Here is a 16,639-nt window from a genome sequence, read left to right on the forward strand (position 1 = left end):
CGGTATGAGCGCCCCCACCCTAGGACCTCAGGCCCTGCGACTGTTCGAGTACGCCTCGACACGCAGCAACTGGTCCCTGCGCAGCGCCTGCGAGCAACTCGACGCCACCGCGGACGAGTTGGAGCCGGCCCGCCAGGAACTCATCCGCCTCGGCCTGCTCATCGAGGCCGCGGACGACCCCGCGGGCGGCGAACCCACCGCCCGCGCCACCGCACCCGAGGCCGCCCTGCTGCGCCTGCTCACCTCGCAGGAGACGGCGGCGGCACGGCTGACCGAGGAGATCCGCAGCACCCGCGAACAGATCGACGCGATGCGCGAGGCGTTCCTGCCCCTGCACGCCGCGCGCAGCAGCGGCCTCGACAGCGAGGTCGTCACCGACCCCGACCGGATCGCCCGCGTCCTCGGCGACACCGCCGACATCGCGACCTCCGAGATCCTGAGCATGCACCCCGGCCCCGTGATGGCACCGGAGATCCTGGCCGAGGGGCTGCGGCGGGACCGGCGCGTCCTCGACCGCGGGGTCACCATGCGCAGCATCCACCTGCGGCCCATGACCCGCATCATCCACTCGATGAACCACCTCCAGGAACTCCAGGCGGCCGGGGCGCAGGTACGTATCGCCCACATCGTCCCGTTCCGGTTCATCCTCGTCGACCGCGTGCAGGCCCTGGTGCCCGCGCTGCACACCAACTCCAGGAACGCGATGATGGTGCTGCGCGGCGAGGCCGTCACCGCCCTGCTGGTCAAGGTGTTCGAGATGTGCTGGGCCTCCGCCGCGCCGCTGGCCGTCGCCGGGGGCGCCCCCGAGACCGGCCTCAGCTCCCAGCAGTTGTGGGTGCTGCGCCTGATGGCCACCGGCCGCAAGGACGAGGCGATAGCCCGCGAACTGGGCGTCTCCGTACGCACGTTGCGCCGTGTCATGGCCGATCTGATGGCGCGGCTCGGCGTGGAGAGCCGCTTCCAGGCCGGTATCACCGCGGCGAAGATGGGGCTCCTCGACCAGAGCACATCCGGCGAACCCGGCTGAGCGAGCCTGCCCGGGGGTGCGAGGGCAGGCTCTGACCGCAACCGGACACGCCGCACGGTGCCGTGCCACGGGCCTGGCGACGTCACGGGCACACTGGCCATGATGAGGCTCCGCCACGGCAGCCTCAGGAGCCCACGTGTTCGACCCCGCACTCCTTCGATCCCTCACCGGGACGCCGCTGCGCGTCGAGTGCGACATCCTGCGCGCCCAGCCGCTCCACCCGGTCTCATGGCCCGGCGCCTGGTCCGTCGTACGGATCACCGCGCGCAACGCCGGCAGCACCGGACGGGGCGAGGCGACCCTGCGCCCCGGCGTCGCCGCCCACCGGCCCACCGCCCTGCGCTCCCAACTGGCCGGGGCCCACCCCGCGCTGCTCAGGATGGTCAGCCCCACCGAACTGCCCGCGCTGCTCCCGGCCGGCCCGCTGCGCAGCGCGATGGACACCGCGCTGTGGGACCTGCTCGCCAAACGCACGGGACAGCCCGTGTGGGACCTCGTCGGAGCCCCGCGGCCCCGGGCCGTACCGCTCGTCCACACCGTCGAACGAGGTGAACCGGGCGCGCTGGAGAGCGAGTTGGAACGCAGCGCGGACTTCGACGGGCTACGCGTGAAGCTCGGCGCCGGGGCAGTCGAGGACGACCTCGCCCGGCTCACCGCGGTACGCCGACACCGCCCCGACGCCTGGCTGATGGCCGCCGCCGACGGGAGCTGGGACGTCGACCGGCTGCGCGTCATGCTGCCCGTCCTGCACGACCACGGGGTACGACTCCTCGAACAGCCCCTGCCGGAAGCCGAGTCGGGCGTCCTGTGCACCCTGCGCCGCCCGTTCCCGATCATCACCAGGACGGCGTACGGGGACGACCGCGACATGGGCCGGCTGGTCTCCCGCTACGACGGGATACGCCTCACGCTGGACGCCGTGGGCGGACTCACCACCGCGCTGCGCCTGATGGAACAGGCCGACCAGCTCGGCCTGCTGGTGCTCCTCGGCTCACCACCGGCGACCCCGCGCTCCTGGGCCGCGGCGCTCCAGGCCGCGCCGGGCGCCCACTACGTGAACTACACGCCAGGACTCACCCTGCGCGACGGCGCCGACCCGGTGCGCCCGACGGACGGGGCGCTCGCCCCCATGCCCGCGCCACTGTGGGGCTGAGCCTCCGCCCAGCCCCGGTGCGCGCTCCTCGAGGACGGGCTCTCAGCCCCAGATCAGGTCACCGGGAGCGGACGCCGCCGCGCTCGTGTGCGCCTGCGCGCCGGGGGCGGACTGCGCGGCGGAGATCGCGCCCGCCGACAGCGCGGCGACGGCGGCGACCCCGGCGACGAGGCGGACCAGCTTGGTGGTGACGCCTGCGGTGTTCGGGCGGGACATACGCATGGCAACAATCCTTCTTCCGGTACGGGGGGGAAAAGTGAGAGGCGGCGCCTTCGTTGAAAACTCTCGCATTCCACCTCCACCTTTGGGTAATGGTTGATCTGACCCAACTGTGCCTGGCCGCGACATGCCACCGGCGCTGTATCTCCTGTTCAAGGTTTTCCGCGGGACCCATCCGGGACATGGCCCTTCTCGGCCACCGCCGCACCCCCTGACACCCGCTCAACCCCGCCTAGCGTCAGCAGAGTTCAGCCGCGCGAGCGGCGCCGTACAGGAAAGGGACGCGATGTCAGGGACAGCGGAATCACGCCGGGTATCGATTTTCGACACCACGCTCCGGGACGGCGAACAAGCCCCCGCGAACGCGATGGACCCACAGCAGAAACTCGACATGGCCCTGCGTATAGAAGCCCTCGGCGCGGATTACATCGAAGCCGGATTTCCCGCTTCCTCGCCCAGTGAGTTCGAGGCCACCGAGCTGATATCCAGAAAGCTCACGTCGGCCAGGTTCACCACCTTCTGCCGGGCGGTGCGCGCCGATGTCGACACCGCCGTGGCGGCCGGCGGCACCGACCGCCACCAGGTGCAGGTCATGGCCACCGGCAGCGACATGCACCTGAAGCACAAGCGGGGCATCAGCCGCGCGCAGGCCGTCGAGGAGGTGGCCGACACCGTCGCCCATGCCCGCGCCCTGGGTGTGGAAGAGGTGTCCGTGGGCATCGAGGACGCCAGCCGCGGCGAGGAGGAACTGCTGCGCGCCCTGGTGACCGGCGCCGTCGAGGCGGGCGCCACCTGCTTCGCGGTCGCCGACACCTCCGGCTGCAACCTGCCGCAGGAGTACGCCGCGCTCATCTCCGCCTTCCGCTCCTGGGTGCCCGACACGGTCCGTATCGCCACCCACTGCCACGACGACTTCGGCCTGTCGCTCGCCAACGCCGTCGCCGGTCTCCAGGCGGGCGCCGACGAGGTGCAGGCGACCCTCGGCGGCATCGGCGAACGGGCCGGCAACACCCCCCTGGAGGAGCTGGCCGCACTGCTGTCGTACAAGGGCGACGTCCTCGGCCTGCACACGGACATCGACGTGTCCGCCATGTACGAGGCGTACACCGCGCTGCGCGGCCACATCGGCCTGGAGGAGCCCCGCAACAAGGCGATCTTCGGGACGTACGCCTTCGGCACCGCGGCCGGGATCCACCAGCAGGGCATGCTGCGCAACCCGGCCACCTACGAGTACGTGGAGCCCGCGCGGTTCGGCCGTGAGCGCTCCCTGCTGATCGGCCGGCACTCGGGGCGGGCCGTGCTGCGGCACATCCTCGACGAGCTGCGCATCGAGGTGAGCGGCGAGGAACTGGCCGAGCTGTACCGGGTGCACATCGCCGAACGCACGGGCGGTGACTGCGAGGACATCTCCGTCCTCAAGGAGCGTCTGGCCCGGGAACTCCTGGACCAGCCGCTCGCCGCCGCCTGACCGAGCGGACGGCCGGGACCGGTCACACGGCCGGTCCCGGCCGCCGCCGTGGCACACACGCGTGAGGAACACAGGAGAGCGGCAATGGAGTTGACCGTACGCAACGCCGACGACGGACGGATCCTGCTGTGCGCGGCGGAGCCGGCCGAGGTGTCCGTCCTGCTGGCGGACGCCGACCCGGTGTCCCGGCACGTCCTGGCCGGTGCCCTCGACGGCGCCGACCGGATCACGGTCGTGGGCACGGCCGACAGCGCACGGCCGCTGCACCACTGGCCGCTGAGCGAGGCCGACGTCGTCGTGCTCGCGGGGCTGGCCGCGCCCCGGCCCGCGCCGGTGGTCACCGAGCTGCTGCACAAGGGGGCGCGGGTCGTGCTGCTCGACACCCGGTGGACGGGGGCGTCGCTGGCGGCCGCGTTGTCCGCGGGCTGCGCCGGCGCCCTGATCAAGAACCACGAGGTGGGCCGGCTCGCCGCGGCGGTCCGGGCGGTGGCGGCCGGGCACACGGTCGTGTCACCGCAGTTGGTGGGGTTGTGGCCGTCGGCGCACCGGCCCGAACGGCCCCCGCGCCCGCCGCGCCAGGACCGTTCCGCGGGCCTGCGGCTGCGGGAGCTGACCGAGCGGGAACGCGCGGTCCTGACCTGTCTGGCCGAGGGTCTTTCCACCAGGGAGACGGCCGGGCGCCTGAAGGTCACCGCGGCCACGGTCAAGAGCCACGTCTCGCACGCGCTGGCCAAACTCGCCGTCCGCAACCGCCTGGAGGCGGTCCTGCTCATGCGCCAGGCGCTCGACGAGGACCTGCCTCCCTGGCTGTGACCGCCACCGCCGTGCGCGGTGCCACCGTGCGGGGCGCCCCGGGGGGGGCGCCCCGCACGGCGCGTACGGTCCGGCCGACGGCGGCCGGGGAAGGGGGGTGCCGCCGGCCGGAGATCAGTCGCCGACCCGGCCGCGCACCCCGTCGAGCCAGCGGTCCGCGTGGCGCTCGGCGGCTGCCTCGTCGCGGAACGCGTACGTCTTCAGGAGCCAGCGCTGACGGGCCGCCGCCGCGTCGTTGATCTCCATCTTGTCGCGGCTGTGCAGGCCGTCCTGGTTGGCGAAGGTGAACAGGTCGCCGGTGCGGATGCGGTGGCGGGTCTTGTCCGCGCGCACGATGGCGTTCTTCAGCGCGAGCAGCGCGTCCTTCGCCGCCACGGGGGCGTCCGGCGCGGCGGTCGTGCAGGTGTCCAGGTAGCGGAAGCTGTGGTGGTTCTCCAGGATCGGGTGGACCTCGGAGACCGTCAGGGACGTGTTGTTGTCCCGCGAGAAGACGTCGAACGGCGTGATGAACTGCGCCGTGCGCAGCTCGGCCTGCTCCTCGTCGCTGAGGTGCGCGAGCAGGTCGCGCCCGTCCACGAACCCGGTGTAGATGAACTCGCCCTCGGGGCAGTGCATGCCGAGCAGCGAGATGAAGTCGGCGCGGACCGGGTGGGCGGTGCGGTCGTTGTGGTAGACGAGCTCGCTGTCGCTGAAGCCGGTCTGCATGCCGCTGTAGCGGTTGATGGCGACGACGTCGGTGAAGAAGTCGCCGTTGAAGCGGGTCGCGTAGGACAGCAGCGGCGTCTGCACCAGTTGGGCGAACAGTTCGAGGAAGGCCTCGCCGACGAACGTCTTCTTCTTCGCGTGCTTGTCGGCGACCGGGTCGTCGAGGTCCAGGAGCGGGATCTCCGCGTCGAGCGGGCAGTTGCGCAGCACGTGCGCGTCGGAGGCGCCGCTGGAGCGGTCCGCGTGGATCCGGGCGCAGATGTCGGTGAAGAAGGCGGGCACCTCACCACGGGCGATCACATCGCCGACAGCCCGGGAGAAGCCCTCGTAGTCCTCGTACGGGTTCTTGGCCACGGACTCGAGCACGGCCGTCAACTGCTCGCGCTCGGGATCGGAGAGTACGTAGATGGGTTCCATGCCGCGATCCTCACGGCCCGGCCGCCGCGCACGCATCGGCTGTCGGAGGAGCCGCCCGCGGCGCCCCTACACCATCGGCGAGGCACGCCTCCGCCAAAGTGGAGCCGCCCGCCGCTATCCCGCCAGTTCCAGTCCGAGCGCCTCGCGCAGCCCGGTGGCGCCCTCGTCCGTCAGATGGACGACCCGGGGGCTCACACCCCAGCGCACCCAGCCCAGCGCGAACAGCCGGTCGGTGAGCGCCGCGCCGAGCCCGCCGGCCAGGTGGTGCTGCTGCTCGCTCCAGTCGACGCAGTACAGGACGGCGGGGCGGCGCGGCGGCAGCCGCCGGGTGTCCACGCCGAGCGCGGCGAGCTGCCGGTGCCCGTCGTCGGTGATCCGGTACTGGAGGTCGCGTCCGTAGGACGAGGGGCGGTCGCGGACCGCCTCCTGGGGGCGGTGGATGCCGTCGTGCCCGCTGAGCACGCCGCGTTCGAGCAGCGCCCGCATGACCGCGACGCCGAGCTGTCCTGCCAGGTGGTCGTAGCAGGTGCGGGAGCGGTGGAGGGCGTTGGTGCGGCTGCTCTGCTTCAGGGAGGTGATGGGCAGCGGCGGGGCGATCAGGGCGAGGGACTCCAGGGCGGCGCTCACGTCCGGCCCGGCCAGCCGGTAGTAGCGGTGGCGGCCCTGTCGCTCGACGGTGACGAACTCGCCCTCCACGAGCTTGGCCAGGTGCACACTGGCCGTGGCCGCGCTGATCCCGGCCTCGCCCGCGAGGGCGCCCGCGGGCAGCGCGCGGCCGTCGGCCAGGCATTTGAGGATGCGGGCCCGCGAGGGGTCGGCGATCAGGGCGGCGGCCCGCGCGATGTCGGTCTGGTGCTTGAGCGGCTCGCCCTCCCGCGACGCGGGGGAGAGGGGCTGGGGGCGGGATGAGGCCGGTCCACGGCTCGCGTTCGGCATGATCCCAGCCTATGACAACGACACTTCGTCGCGCAGCGAAACATCTGGCGCCGAAGCTCGTTCCATGACCACCACGGAGATCAACCCCAGCCCCCGCCCCGCGGCCCCGCCGCAGGCCACCACCCCCGCCGGCGACCGCAAGCCCCCCCTCGCGCTCGGCCCGCTGATCGCACTCAGCCTCGGCTACTTCCTCGTGATGCTCGACGTCACCGTCGTCAACGTCGCCATCCCCGACATCCGCACCTCCCTCGACACCGGCGCCTCCGCGATGCAGTGGATCGTCGACGGCTACAGCACCGTCTTCGCCGGCCTCCTGCTGCTCGGCGGCGGACTCGCCGACCGCCTCGGCCACCGCCGGATGTTCCTGACCGGCCTCGGCGTCTTCACCGCCGCCTCCCTGGCCTGCGGCTTCGCCGCCTCTCCCGGCGTCCTGATCGCCGGACGGCTCGGCCAGGGCGCGGGCGCCGCACTCCTCGTACCCGCCTCGCTCGCCCTGCTCCAGGTCACCTACCCCGACCGCGCCCTGCGCGCCCGGGCCATCGCCATCTGGGGTGCGGTCGCCTCCGTCGCCTTCGGCGCGGGCCCCGCCGTCGGCGGACTGCTCGTCTCCGGGTTCGACTGGCGCTCGGTGTTCTGGCTGAACCTGCCGGTCGGCGCCCTGGCCGTCTTCCTCACGCTGCGCCACGTCCCCGTCTCCCCGCGCAAGACGAACGCCCGCCGGATGGACCCCCTCGGCCAGATCCTCGGCATCGTCGGCCTCGTCGCCCTGGCCGGCGGACTCAACGAGGCCGGCTCCCACGGCTGGACGTCCCCGCTGGTCCTGACCGCTTTCGGCCTGGGCACCGCCGCGCTCATCGCCTTCGCACTGGTCGAGCGCACCCTCGAAGCACGCGAGGCGACCGGCCGCACCGAGCGCGCCCCGCTGCTGCCGCCGTCCCTGTTCCGCTCCGGCGCCTTCACCTCGACCGCCGCCATCGGCCTGCTGATCAGCCTCGGCTACTACGGCATGCTGTTCCTGACCACCCTGTACTTCCAGCAGGAGCGCGGCTACAGCGTCCTGGCCACCGGCCTCGCCCTGCTGCCGTCGGTCTGCATGGGCCTGATCGCCGCCCCGCTGTTCAGCCGGGTCGCCGCCCGCACCGGCCCCTACGTCCCGATGGCCGCGGGCCTCGCCCTCGGCACCACCGGATTCCTCGCCTGGGTCCTCGCCGGCCCGCACACCCCCTACCCGGTCCTGCTGTTCGCCCTGGTCGCCACCGGGCTCGGCCAGACGATGACCGCGCTGGCCGCCACCGCCGCCATCATCGAGGCCGCCCCCGCCTCCGGCGCCGGTATCGCCTCCGCCGTCTTCAACGTCTCCCGGCAGGTCGGCAGCGCCGTCGGCGTGGCCCTCTTCGGTACGTTCGTCGCCGCCTCCGACACCTTCACCTCCGGTCTGCGCCTGTCCGCCGGGATCGCCGCCGCGGCCTTCGCCACCGGCACCCTCCTCGCCCTGTCGGTCCGGCGCCGCTCCGCCCAGCGAAATGCCTGATCGGAGGGGATCGGAAATCCTGATCAGGCAGCCCGCACAAGCCTTGGCCGCCCCCGGCGGCCAGTGGATAGAGTGCCGCCATGTCGAGTGCGGAACGCCTGATCGAAGCCACCCGGGAACTGCTGTGGGAGCGCGGCTACGCCGGCACCAGCCCCAAGGCCATCCAGGCACGCTCCGGTGTCGGGGTGGGCAGCATGTACCACCACTTCGACGGCAAGGCGGGGCTCGCCCTGACCGCCATGCGGCGCAGCGCGCACGACCTCAAGGAAGCGGCCGAGGCACACTTCTCGGGCCCCGGCACCGCCGGGACACGTATCGCCTCCTACCTCCGGCGCGAACGCGACGTGCTGCGCGGCTGCCCCATCGGGCGCCTGACGATGGACGCCGATGTCATCGGCAACGAGGACCTGCGGGCCCCGCTGGACGAGGTGTTCGCCTGGCTGCGGGGCCGCCTCGCCGACCTCGTCGCCGAGGGGCAGGAGAACGGCGAGTTCGCCGCGGACCTCGACCCGCAGGCCGTCGGCGCGATGCTCGCCGCCGTCGTGCAGGGCGGCTACGTGATGGCCCGCTCCGCGGACAACGCGGAACCCTTCGACGCCGCGGCCCGCGGCGCCCTGTCCGTGCTCGGCCTGCGGATCCCGCAGCACGCGTAGGGCCCCGAGCGTCTCCACCCGGGGCCCCTGCCTCACACGTGTCTCCCGGCGGCTACCCCCGCTCGGCCAGCGCCCGGCCGATCCGCTCGAACGCCGCCCGCAGGACCCGCGGCGACGTCGCGAACGACAGCCGGACGTAGCCCTCGCCGCCCGGCCCGAAGGCCGACCCCGGCATCAGCGCGACATTGGCCCGCTCCAGGACCCACTGCGCGAAGGACGCCGCGTCGGCGAACCCCGTGCCGCGGATGTCGGCGAACGCGTAGAACGCCCCGTCCGGCGCCGAACAGACCACGCCCGGCAGTGCGTTGAGGCCGTCCACCACCAGCTCCCGGCGGTGCGTGTACTGCTCGCGCATCTCCCGCACGGGCTCCTGCGGCCCCGTCAGGGCGGCGACCCCGCCCCGCTGCACGAACGAGCCGGTGCAACCCACGGTGTGCTGCTGCACCTTGAGCATCTGCGTCATCAGATCCGTCGGCCCGGCCGCGTACCCCAGGCGCCAGCCCGTCATCGCGTAGCCCTTGGAGAAGCCGTTGACCGTGATCGTGCGGTCGGCGCAGCACGGCAGGGCGCCCAGGCTCACATGCTCCCGCCCGTCGTAGAGGATCTTCTCGTAGATCTCGTCCGCGATCAGGAGGATGTCGTGCTCCGCCGCGAACCGGCTGATGGCCCGCGCCTCCTCCTGGGTCAGGCAGTGACCCGTCGGGTTGTTCGGCGAGTTGACGAGGAGCGCCTTCGTGCGCGGCGACACATGTGCCTCCAGCAGCTCCCGGGTGATCCGGAAACCGTCCGCCCCGTCGAGGCCGACCTGCACCGGGTGCGCCCCGATCAGCCGGGCCATCGCCGTGTAGCTGACCCAGCTCGGCGTCGGCACCATCAGCTCGTCACCGGGGTCGAGCACCGTCACCAGCGCCGCGAACAGCGCGTGCTTGGCCGACGGGGTGACCAGGACGTCGGTGGCCGGGTCGACGGTGATGCCGTTGTCCTTGGCCAGCTTGACGGAGATCGCGTCGAGGAGTTCGGGCAGCCCGCGGCTGGGCGTGTAGTGCGTGAAGCCCTCGCGCAGCGCGTGCACCGCCTCGTCGACCACATGGACCGGGGTGTCGAAGTCGGGTTCGCCGCCGCCCAGGTCCAGCACCTCGACCCCTTGCGCGCGCAGCCGCGCCACCATGTCGAACACCGCGTACGTCGCCGACTTCTGCACCCCGTCGAAGCGGGTCGCGGCTCGGTTGCTCATGTCGTGGCCCCCCGGCCGTCAGACGGCCGCGGCCGGCGCGGGCAGGGCATCGGCGACCGTGGTGAGCGTGGAGATCCGCGACAGCACCTTCAGCGCCGCCTCGTGGACCTCGCTGTCACCGGCCAGCGTCGCGTCCTCCAGGACCTCGACCCGGTAGTCCCGGTCGTGCGCCGCCTGCGCCGTGGTCAGGACGACCAGCTCCGTGGAGACGCCGGTGAGCAGCAGCGTGTCGATGCCCTGGGTGCGCAGCAGCACCTCCAGGTTCGTGCCGTGGAAGGGGCTGATGCGGTGCTTGGCGATCACCGGTTCGCCGGGCAGCGGCGCGAGCGCGTCGTGCACCTGGGTGGCCCAGCTCCCGAGGAGCAGCCGCTGGTCGGACTTGGCCTTCTCGAACACCGGTGAGGTCGCGGGCCACTGCGGATAGCCCTCCGTGAAGCCGACCACGACGTAGATCACCGGTATGCCCGCCGCGCGGGCCCGCGCGATCGCGTCGGCGGTGTGCTCGATGACGCGCCGGTCCACCGCCTGCCGGTGGTAGCCGTCGGCCGCGTACTTGCCGTCCGGGTGCACGATCTCGTTGATGAGGTCGAGTACGAGGAGTGCCCTGCTCATTTCTCCGCCTTCCTGCTCCGCCGCCCCTGCGACGGAATTCCATGAACAACTCTCATGCGAAGCATCAATAAAGCCGTCTTGAACAGTAGGTACAGCGACTCCTATCTTTTGGGTACAGCGCGACGGAAAGCCCCGCAGGAGCAGGGCGAGAACCCGCTTATCGAAAGGTGTCGGACATGAAGGTGGCAATCGTCGGGAGCGGCCCGCGGGGACTTTCGATCCTGGAGCGCATGGCGGCCCGCATCGCGGAGCAGCCCCTCCCGGAGGCCACCGACATCTACCTCATCGACTCGCACCAGATCGGCAGCGGCCGTGTATGGCGCACTGACCAGCCCGAATGGTTTCTGATGAACACGGTCGCCGACGAGGTCTCCGCCTTCTCGGGGCAGCCGGACGGAGGCCCCGCGAGACCCGGCGCGGGCCCGTCGCTCGCCCAGTGGTGGCAGTCCGTCGACCCGCGATACCCCGGGCCCAACAGTTACGCGCCGCGCGCCCTGCACGGACGCTACATGCAATTCATCCTCAAAACAATCGAGGAAAGCCTCCCGGAAAACGTAAGACTGATTCCGATAAAGGCGACCGTTGATCGTCTCGAACGCCGGGAGGGCCGTTATCGCCTGGCCTTCCGGGAAAGCGCGCACCTCACCGTGGACCGTGTCGTCCTCACCACCGGCCACGCCACCCCGAACCCGACCGGCAACCAGAGCAGGCTCGCCGAGTACGCCGCCGAACACCCCGGACTGCGCTACATCGCGGGCGACTCGGCCGCCGACATGCCCCTGGACGCCGTCCCGGCAGGCAGCCCCGTCGGGGTGCTCGGCCTCGGCCTCTCCTTCTACGACGTGATGGCCGCCCTCACCGAAGGACGCGGCGGACGGTACGAGGACGACGGCCGCGGCGGCCTCGTCTACCGGCCCAGCGGCACCGAACCGGTCATCGTCGCCGGTTCGCGCAGCGCCATGCCCCTGCCCGCCCGCGGCCGCAACCAGAAACACCACGACCACCGGTACGACCACGTCCTGTTCACCACCGAACGCATCCTCGCCCACCGCGCCCACGGCGAGATCTCCTTCGCCGAGGACGCCCTGCCGTGGCTGCTGGCCGAGGTCGAACTCGTCTACTACGCCACGACGCTGGACGCCCGCCACGGCCCGGGGAAGTCCGCCGCGTTCGCCGCCGAGGTGGTCGCCGCCGCCGAGGAGGGTGTCCCCGACGTCGTCGCCATCGCCGCCGGGTACGGCCTCGCCGACGCACCCCGTATCGACCTCGACGAACAGGCCCGCCCGTTCACCGGCCGCCACTTCGCGAGCCCCGAGGACTTCGCCGCGGCCCTGACCCGGGCCCTCGCCGAGGACCTGGCGCACGCCGAGGCGGGCAACGTCGACGACCCGCTCAAGGCGGCCCTCGACGTCATCCGCGACTCCCGCGCCGTCATCCGCTCGCTCGTCGACTTCGCCGGCCTCACCCCGACCTCCCACCGCGAGGACTTCCTCGGCTGGTACGTGCCCCGCAGCTCCTTCCTCGCGGCAGGACCGCCCCGGGTGCGGCTGCGCCAGGTCATGGCGCTCCTCGCCTGCGGGCTGCTGCGCATCGCGGGCCCCGACACCCGGTTCCTGCCCGACCCCGACTCCGGCCGGTTCGCCGTGCACTCGCCGTACGTGGCCGGGTCCAAGGTGCTCGTCGACACCGTCGTCGACGCCCGCATCCCCACCCCCGACGTGCGCACCGACCCGCACCCGCTCACCCGCAACCTGTGCGAGCAGGGCATCTGGACGTCGTACGTCAACCGGGGCGCGGACGGCGACCGCTTCGACACCGGCGGCGTGGCCGTCACCGAAGCGCCCTTCCACCCCCTCGACAAGGACGGCCGGCCCGATCCGGGCCTGTACGTCCTCGGCATCCCCACCGAACACACCCGCTGGTTCATGCAGGGCGGCAGCAGCCGCCCCGGCTTCTGGACCGACTTCGTGCAGAACGCCGACGCCATCGCCGCCGACATCGTCACACCGCTGCGGGCCGCGACCCCGGCCCCGGCCGGCGCCCTCACCCACTAGGGCGTGTCGCAAAAGTCCCTTCCCCAGCCTCACGACGCCTGGCACGCTCCCCCAGCCCCCGGCCGGGAGGACCCCCACTCGCCGCACCGGGCGAAAGCCCGAGTACGTCCAGTACAAGGGCTCCCACCCGGCACTCCCCCAGCCTTCGGCCGGGGGGACCCCCAGAGCACGCACCAGACGCCGCGCGGCCGGGGGCACCTCCCGGCCGGAGGCTGGGGGAGAGACCTTCGCACCACGCCCTGGCCGCTCCCGCCCCGCCGACCCCCCCGCCCCACCGCCGAGAAAGCGAGCATCGCCATGTCCCTCGTCACCGCCCAGGCCGCCCCCGCCGCCGACGCGCAGCCCCGCACCGTCACCGTCGTCCGCGACATCTTCGACCCCCTCGGTCTCGACGCGCTGACCTGGGAGAGCTGGTCGGAGCCCGGCCGCGCCGGCGTCGACGTGCACCGCCTGTACACCACCGACGACGCGGCGAACGGCGCCGCGATGATCACCAGGATGGCGCCGGGAGCCCACGGCGACCTCCACGAACACCTCGGCCACGAACTCCTCGTCGTCCTCGACGGCGAGCTGCGCAACAACAACGGCGACCGCTACCGGCCCGGCGACCTCGTGATCGAGGAGCCCGGCAGCGTCCACCAGGTCAGCACCGAGACCGGCTGCACCGTGCTCGGCATCCGCCACGCCCCGACGCGCCCGGTGGCGTGAGCGAATCTCAGCGCGCCGCAACGGGCCGCCTCCCTTGGTCACTGCGGAGCGCCAGCGGCCGCGCCGCGTCGACGAACGCCTCCACCGCGGGAGAACCGTGGGAGCCGAGCCGCATCCCGAGCCCCAGATGCCGTACGACCGCGGGCGACAGCGGCACGAGCCGCACGTCGGGCAGGACGAGCGGCAGCGCGAGCCGGGGCAGGACCGTCACCCCGAGACCGGCGCCGACCATGGCGAGCAGCGCGTTGATGTCCCGCAGATAGTGGCCGACCTCGGGTTCGAGGCCCACCGTGCGGAACGCGGCACGCACCAGCGTCTCGACCGCGCCGACCGGCATCAGGAACGGATCGCCCGCCAGTTGGTCGATGCGCAGCGCGGGCCGCTCGGCCTCCGCGTGGTCGGGCGGCACCACCGCGACCAGCTCGTCCTGCAACAGCGGCACCGTGGTCAGACCCCGCTTGGGCAGGGTGACGATCCCGACGTCGACGCCGTTGCCCCGCAGCCACTGGGTGATCTGCGTGTCGCTGCCCTCGCGCAGATCGATCTCCAACCGGGGGTGGCGGGCGTGCAGTTCGGACATCACCGCCGGCAGCAGCCGGGCCGCGAAGCTCTGACTGGTGCCGATCCGCAAGGGGCCCTCGGGCCCGGCCCCGGCGCCGCGGACGGCCCGCCGCACCCGCTCGGCCTGCACCACCATGACGCGCGCCGGCTCCAGAGCACGGTGCCCCGCGTCGGTGAGCCGGACCCCCGAACGGTCCCGCTCCATCAGCGTCACCCCAAGCTCCGCCTCCAGACCCGCGATGGCATGGCTGATCGCGGACTGGCTGATGTCCAGGGCACGGGCCGCGTTGGTGAACGACCCGGTGTCGGCGATGGCGACGAACGCGGCGCACTGCGACAGCTTCATCAGTGCCCCGGCACGAGCGTCCGCGTCACCGGGAGCGCGGGGCGCCGCTTCGCCTCGTAGCGGGCGATGTCCGCGGCGAAGCGCAGCGTGTCGTCGATGGCGTCCAGGCCGCCGAGCAGGCGGCGCCGCACGTCCTCGTCGATGGTGAACGGCTGCACGAGATACCCGCACCGCACCTGCTGGTCCTGGAGGTCGACGGTGACCTCGACCGACGGATCGGCCTCGGTGAGCCGCCACAGGCGCTCCACCACCGCCGCCGGGACCACGACGGTCAGCAGCCCGTTCATCAGCGAGTTGCCCCGGAAGATGTCCCCGAACCGGGGCGCGATCACGACCCGGAACCCGTAGTCCTGAAGCGCCCAGACCGCGTACTCGCGCGAGGAGCCGGTGCCGAAGTCGTTGCCCGCGACGAGGATGTCCGCGCCGCGGTGCTCGGGCCGGTTGAGCACGAAGTCCGGCTCGGCCCGCCAGTCGGCGAACAGCGCGTCGGCGTGCCCGTCGCGGGTGGTGCTCGCGCAGAACCGCACCGGGATGATCTGGTCGGTGTCGACATCGGTACGGCGCAGCGGCACCGCTCTGCCGGTGTGCCGGATGAACTTCTCCATGACGTGAAAACTCCGTCTCACAGATCGGCGGGCGAGGACAGGCGCCCGGTGACGGCCGTCGCGGCGGCCACGGCGGGCGAGACGATGTGGGTACGCGACCCGCGGCCCTGCCGGCCCTCGAAGTTGCGGTTGTTGGTGGACGCGGCCCGCTGGCCGGGCAGCAGCCGGTCCTCGTTGAGCGCCGCGCACATCGAACAGCCGGCGCCCACCCGGAAGTCGGCGCCCGCCTCGGCGAACACCCGGTCCAGGCCCTCCTCGACGGCCCGCAGCCGCACCTGCGCCGAGCCCGGCACGATCATCATGTGCAGCCCGTCGGCGACCTTCCTGCCGCGCAGCACGTCGGCGGCGGCCCGCAGGTCCTCGATGCGGCTGTTGGTGCACGAGCCGAGGAACACCGTGTCGACGCTGATGTCCCGCATCGCGGTGCCCGGCTTCAGGTCCATGTAGGTGAGCGCCCGTTCGGCGGCGGCACGCTCCTCGGCCGTCGCGAAGTCCGCCGCGGCCGGCACCTGCCCGTCCAGCGGGACGCTCTGCGCCGGGTTGGTGCCCCAGGACACGTAGGGGCTCAGCGCCGCCGCGTCGAGGACGACCTCCTTGTCGAAGCGGGCGTCCGCGTCCGTGACCAGAGAGCGCCAGTACGCCACCTCGGCGTCCCACGCCGCACCCTCGGGCATCCCGGGGCACCCGGCCAGATACGCGAACGTCGTCTCGTCCGGGGCGACCATCCCCGCGCGCGAACCGGCCTCCACCGACATGTTGCACAGCGTCATCCGGGCCTCCATCGACAGCGCCCGCACCCCTTCGCCGCGGTACTCGATGATGTGGCCCTGCCCCCCGGCCGTCCCCACCTGGGCGATCAGCGCAAGCACGAGGTCCTTGGCGCCGACCCCCTCGGGCAGCGTGCCCGTGACGTTCACCGCCATGGTCCGCTGCGGCCGCATGGACAGCGTCTGCGTGGCCAGGACGTGTTCGACCTGGCTGGCGCCGATGCCGAACGCGAGCGCGCCGAACGCGCCGAGCGTCGTCGTGTGCGAGTCGCAGCACACGATCGTCATTCCCGGCCGTACGAGACCGAGTTCGGGCGCGATGACATGCACGATGCCCTGCCCCGGATCGCCGAACCGGTGCAGCGGGATACCGAACTCGGCGCAGTTGGCCCGCATCAGCTCGGCCTGCCGACGCCCCTCACGGTCCGCGATGACCCGGTCCAGGGCGAGCGTCGGCGTGTTGTGGTCCTCCGTGCCGACCGTCAAATCCGGACGGCGCACCGTACGACCCGCCGCGCGCAGCCGGTCGAAGGCCTGCGGGGTGTTCACCTCGTGGAGCAACTGGAGGTCCACGTACAGCAGATCGTCGCCGCCGCCCCCGCCTCGCACCACATGGGCATCCCACGTCTTGTGCGCCAATGTCCTACCCATGGTCTCCCTCTATCGCTCCCGTATGACTGCGGGTACGTAGATCATGGGGCGCCGCGCGGGCCACCGGACGGCCCCGCGGCTGGCCCCCAGGGGCATGACCGGTCCGGGCCACGGCGCCGCCGCGCACGAAGGCCCCGGGCCGGCCCGGGGGTTGCCCGGGACCGGCGCGGGGCCGAGGT

At 72.5% G+C, this 16,639-nt stretch carries 16 protein-coding genes; 8 read left to right on the forward strand and 8 right to left on the reverse strand.

Going from position 1 to position 16,639, the window contains the following annotated elements:
* Positions 1-4: 4 nt before the first annotated feature.
* Positions 5-1,027: a LuxR C-terminal-related transcriptional regulator gene (locus ACIRF8_RS34220; protein WP_404221488.1), complete on the forward strand. Its 1,023-nt coding sequence runs from the start codon at positions 5-7 to the stop codon at positions 1,025-1,027.
* A gap of 136 nt (positions 1,028-1,163) precedes the next feature.
* Positions 1,164-2,180 (forward strand): enolase C-terminal domain-like protein, encoded by a 1,017-nt coding sequence (locus ACIRF8_RS34225; protein ID WP_404221490.1) that lies wholly within the window; start codon positions 1,164-1,166, stop codon positions 2,178-2,180.
* A 42-nt stretch (positions 2,181-2,222) separates the two neighbouring features.
* On the opposite strand, the gene ACIRF8_RS34230 is transcribed toward ACIRF8_RS34225, so the two are convergent.
* Positions 2,223-2,402, reverse strand: coding sequence for a hypothetical protein (locus ACIRF8_RS34230; protein ID WP_404221492.1), 180 nt, complete (start codon positions 2,400-2,402; stop codon positions 2,223-2,225).
* Between the two features lie 283 nt (positions 2,403-2,685).
* On the opposite strand from ACIRF8_RS34230, the gene ACIRF8_RS34235 reads away from it, so the two are divergent.
* Complete coding sequence (locus tag ACIRF8_RS34235) at positions 2,686-3,867, forward strand: LeuA family protein (RefSeq protein WP_404221494.1); 1,182 nt, start codon at positions 2,686-2,688, stop codon at positions 3,865-3,867.
* Between the two features lie 84 nt (positions 3,868-3,951).
* Entirely contained in the window at positions 3,952-4,680 is a 729-nt protein-coding gene (locus tag ACIRF8_RS34240) for a LuxR C-terminal-related transcriptional regulator (protein WP_404221496.1), read from the forward strand.
* Between the two features lie 114 nt (positions 4,681-4,794).
* Here ACIRF8_RS34240 and ACIRF8_RS34245 read toward each other — a convergent pair whose 3' ends face one another.
* Positions 4,795-5,802 (reverse strand): TauD/TfdA family dioxygenase, encoded by a 1,008-nt coding sequence (locus ACIRF8_RS34245; RefSeq protein ID WP_404221498.1) that lies wholly within the window; start codon positions 5,800-5,802, stop codon positions 4,795-4,797.
* Positions 5,803-5,916: 114 nt separating this feature from the next.
* Positions 5,917-6,738, reverse strand: a complete 822-nt coding sequence (locus ACIRF8_RS34250; RefSeq protein WP_404221500.1) for an ArsR/SmtB family transcription factor — start codon at positions 6,736-6,738, stop codon at positions 5,917-5,919.
* A gap of 64 nt (positions 6,739-6,802) precedes the next feature.
* On the opposite strand from ACIRF8_RS34250, the gene ACIRF8_RS34255 reads away from it, so the two are divergent.
* Positions 6,803-8,269 carry an MFS transporter gene (locus ACIRF8_RS34255; RefSeq protein WP_404221502.1) on the forward strand — a complete coding sequence of 489 codons (1,467 nt, stop codon included), beginning with the start codon at positions 6,803-6,805 and terminating at the stop codon, positions 8,267-8,269.
* Between the two features lie 80 nt (positions 8,270-8,349).
* Positions 8,350-8,922, forward strand: a complete 573-nt coding sequence (locus ACIRF8_RS34260) for a TetR/AcrR family transcriptional regulator (protein ID WP_404221504.1) — start codon at positions 8,350-8,352, stop codon at positions 8,920-8,922.
* 52 nt (positions 8,923-8,974) lie between these two features.
* Here ACIRF8_RS34260 and ACIRF8_RS34265 read toward each other — a convergent pair whose 3' ends face one another.
* Together ACIRF8_RS34265 and ACIRF8_RS34270 are read right to left on the reverse strand one after the other, a co-directional pair.
* The gene (locus tag ACIRF8_RS34265) at positions 8,975-10,156 is read right to left on the reverse strand and encodes a pyridoxal phosphate-dependent aminotransferase (RefSeq protein WP_404221506.1); all 1,182 of its coding nucleotides are present in this window, start codon (positions 10,154-10,156) and stop codon (positions 8,975-8,977) included.
* An 18-nt stretch (positions 10,157-10,174) separates the two neighbouring features.
* A complete protein-coding gene (locus ACIRF8_RS34270) occupies positions 10,175-10,768 on the reverse strand; it encodes a cysteine hydrolase family protein (protein WP_404221509.1) in 594 nt (197 codons plus the stop codon).
* A gap of 176 nt (positions 10,769-10,944) precedes the next feature.
* On the opposite strand from ACIRF8_RS34270, the gene ACIRF8_RS34275 reads away from it, so the two are divergent.
* Complete coding sequence (locus tag ACIRF8_RS34275; protein WP_404221511.1) at positions 10,945-12,822, forward strand: FAD/NAD(P)-binding protein; 1,878 nt, start codon at positions 10,945-10,947, stop codon at positions 12,820-12,822.
* A gap of 297 nt (positions 12,823-13,119) precedes the next feature.
* Positions 13,120-13,530 carry a cupin domain-containing protein gene (locus tag ACIRF8_RS34280; protein WP_404221513.1) on the forward strand — a complete coding sequence of 137 codons (411 nt, stop codon included), beginning with the start codon at positions 13,120-13,122 and terminating at the stop codon, positions 13,528-13,530.
* 7 nt (positions 13,531-13,537) lie between these two features.
* Here the strand turns inward: ACIRF8_RS34280 and ACIRF8_RS34285 are convergent, their stop codons facing one another.
* The 3 genes from ACIRF8_RS34285 to leuC are packed head-to-tail and all read right to left on the reverse strand — an operon-like array spanning position 13,538 to position 16,460.
* Positions 13,538-14,437 (reverse strand): LysR family transcriptional regulator, encoded by a 900-nt coding sequence (locus tag ACIRF8_RS34285; protein WP_404221515.1) that lies wholly within the window; start codon positions 14,435-14,437, stop codon positions 13,538-13,540.
* Positions 14,437-15,042, reverse strand: a complete 606-nt coding sequence (gene leuD / locus ACIRF8_RS34290; protein ID WP_404221517.1) for a 3-isopropylmalate dehydratase small subunit — start codon at positions 15,040-15,042, stop codon at positions 14,437-14,439. Before leuD ends, ACIRF8_RS34285 begins: the two co-directional genes overlap by 1 nt.
* A gap of 17 nt (positions 15,043-15,059) precedes the next feature.
* Entirely contained in the window at positions 15,060-16,460 is a 1,401-nt protein-coding gene (gene leuC, locus ACIRF8_RS34295) for a 3-isopropylmalate dehydratase large subunit (protein WP_404221519.1), read from the reverse strand.
* Positions 16,461-16,639: the final 179 nt, after the last annotated feature.

This window comes from Streptomyces sp. NPDC102406 (assembly GCF_044765725.1).
Classification (GTDB): Bacteria; Actinomycetota; Actinomycetes; order Streptomycetales; family Streptomycetaceae; genus Streptomyces.

What these genes read in the sequence shown, in the direction of transcription:
- ACIRF8_RS34220 (WP_404221488.1), top strand. Translation starts at nt 5, where the DNA reads ATGAGCGCCCCCACCCTAGGACCTCAGGCCCTGCGACTGTTCGAGTAC.
- ACIRF8_RS34230 (WP_404221492.1), bottom strand. Translation starts at nt 2,402, where the DNA reads ATGCGTATGTCCCGCCCGAACACCGCAGGCGTCACCACCAAGCTGGTC.
- ACIRF8_RS34235 (WP_404221494.1), top strand. Translation starts at nt 2,686, where the DNA reads ATGTCAGGGACAGCGGAATCACGCCGGGTATCGATTTTCGACACCACG.
- ACIRF8_RS34240 (WP_404221496.1), top strand. Translation starts at nt 3,952, where the DNA reads ATGGAGTTGACCGTACGCAACGCCGACGACGGACGGATCCTGCTGTGC.
- ACIRF8_RS34245 (WP_404221498.1), bottom strand. Translation starts at nt 5,802, where the DNA reads ATGGAACCCATCTACGTACTCTCCGATCCCGAGCGCGAGCAGTTGACG.
- ACIRF8_RS34250 (WP_404221500.1), bottom strand. Translation starts at nt 6,738, where the DNA reads ATGCCGAACGCGAGCCGTGGACCGGCCTCATCCCGCCCCCAGCCCCTC.
- ACIRF8_RS34255 (WP_404221502.1), top strand. Translation starts at nt 6,803, where the DNA reads ATGACCACCACGGAGATCAACCCCAGCCCCCGCCCCGCGGCCCCGCCG.
- ACIRF8_RS34260 (WP_404221504.1), top strand. Translation starts at nt 8,350, where the DNA reads ATGTCGAGTGCGGAACGCCTGATCGAAGCCACCCGGGAACTGCTGTGG.
- ACIRF8_RS34265 (WP_404221506.1), bottom strand. Translation starts at nt 10,156, where the DNA reads ATGAGCAACCGAGCCGCGACCCGCTTCGACGGGGTGCAGAAGTCGGCG.
- ACIRF8_RS34270 (WP_404221509.1), bottom strand. Translation starts at nt 10,768, where the DNA reads ATGAGCAGGGCACTCCTCGTACTCGACCTCATCAACGAGATCGTGCAC.
- ACIRF8_RS34275 (WP_404221511.1), top strand. Translation starts at nt 10,945, where the DNA reads ATGAAGGTGGCAATCGTCGGGAGCGGCCCGCGGGGACTTTCGATCCTG.
- ACIRF8_RS34280 (WP_404221513.1), top strand. Translation starts at nt 13,120, where the DNA reads ATGTCCCTCGTCACCGCCCAGGCCGCCCCCGCCGCCGACGCGCAGCCC.
- ACIRF8_RS34285 (WP_404221515.1), bottom strand. Translation starts at nt 14,437, where the DNA reads ATGAAGCTGTCGCAGTGCGCCGCGTTCGTCGCCATCGCCGACACCGGG.
- leuD (WP_404221517.1), bottom strand. Translation starts at nt 15,042, where the DNA reads ATGGAGAAGTTCATCCGGCACACCGGCAGAGCGGTGCCGCTGCGCCGT.
- leuC (WP_404221519.1), bottom strand. Translation starts at nt 16,460, where the DNA reads ATGGGTAGGACATTGGCGCACAAGACGTGGGATGCCCATGTGGTGCGA.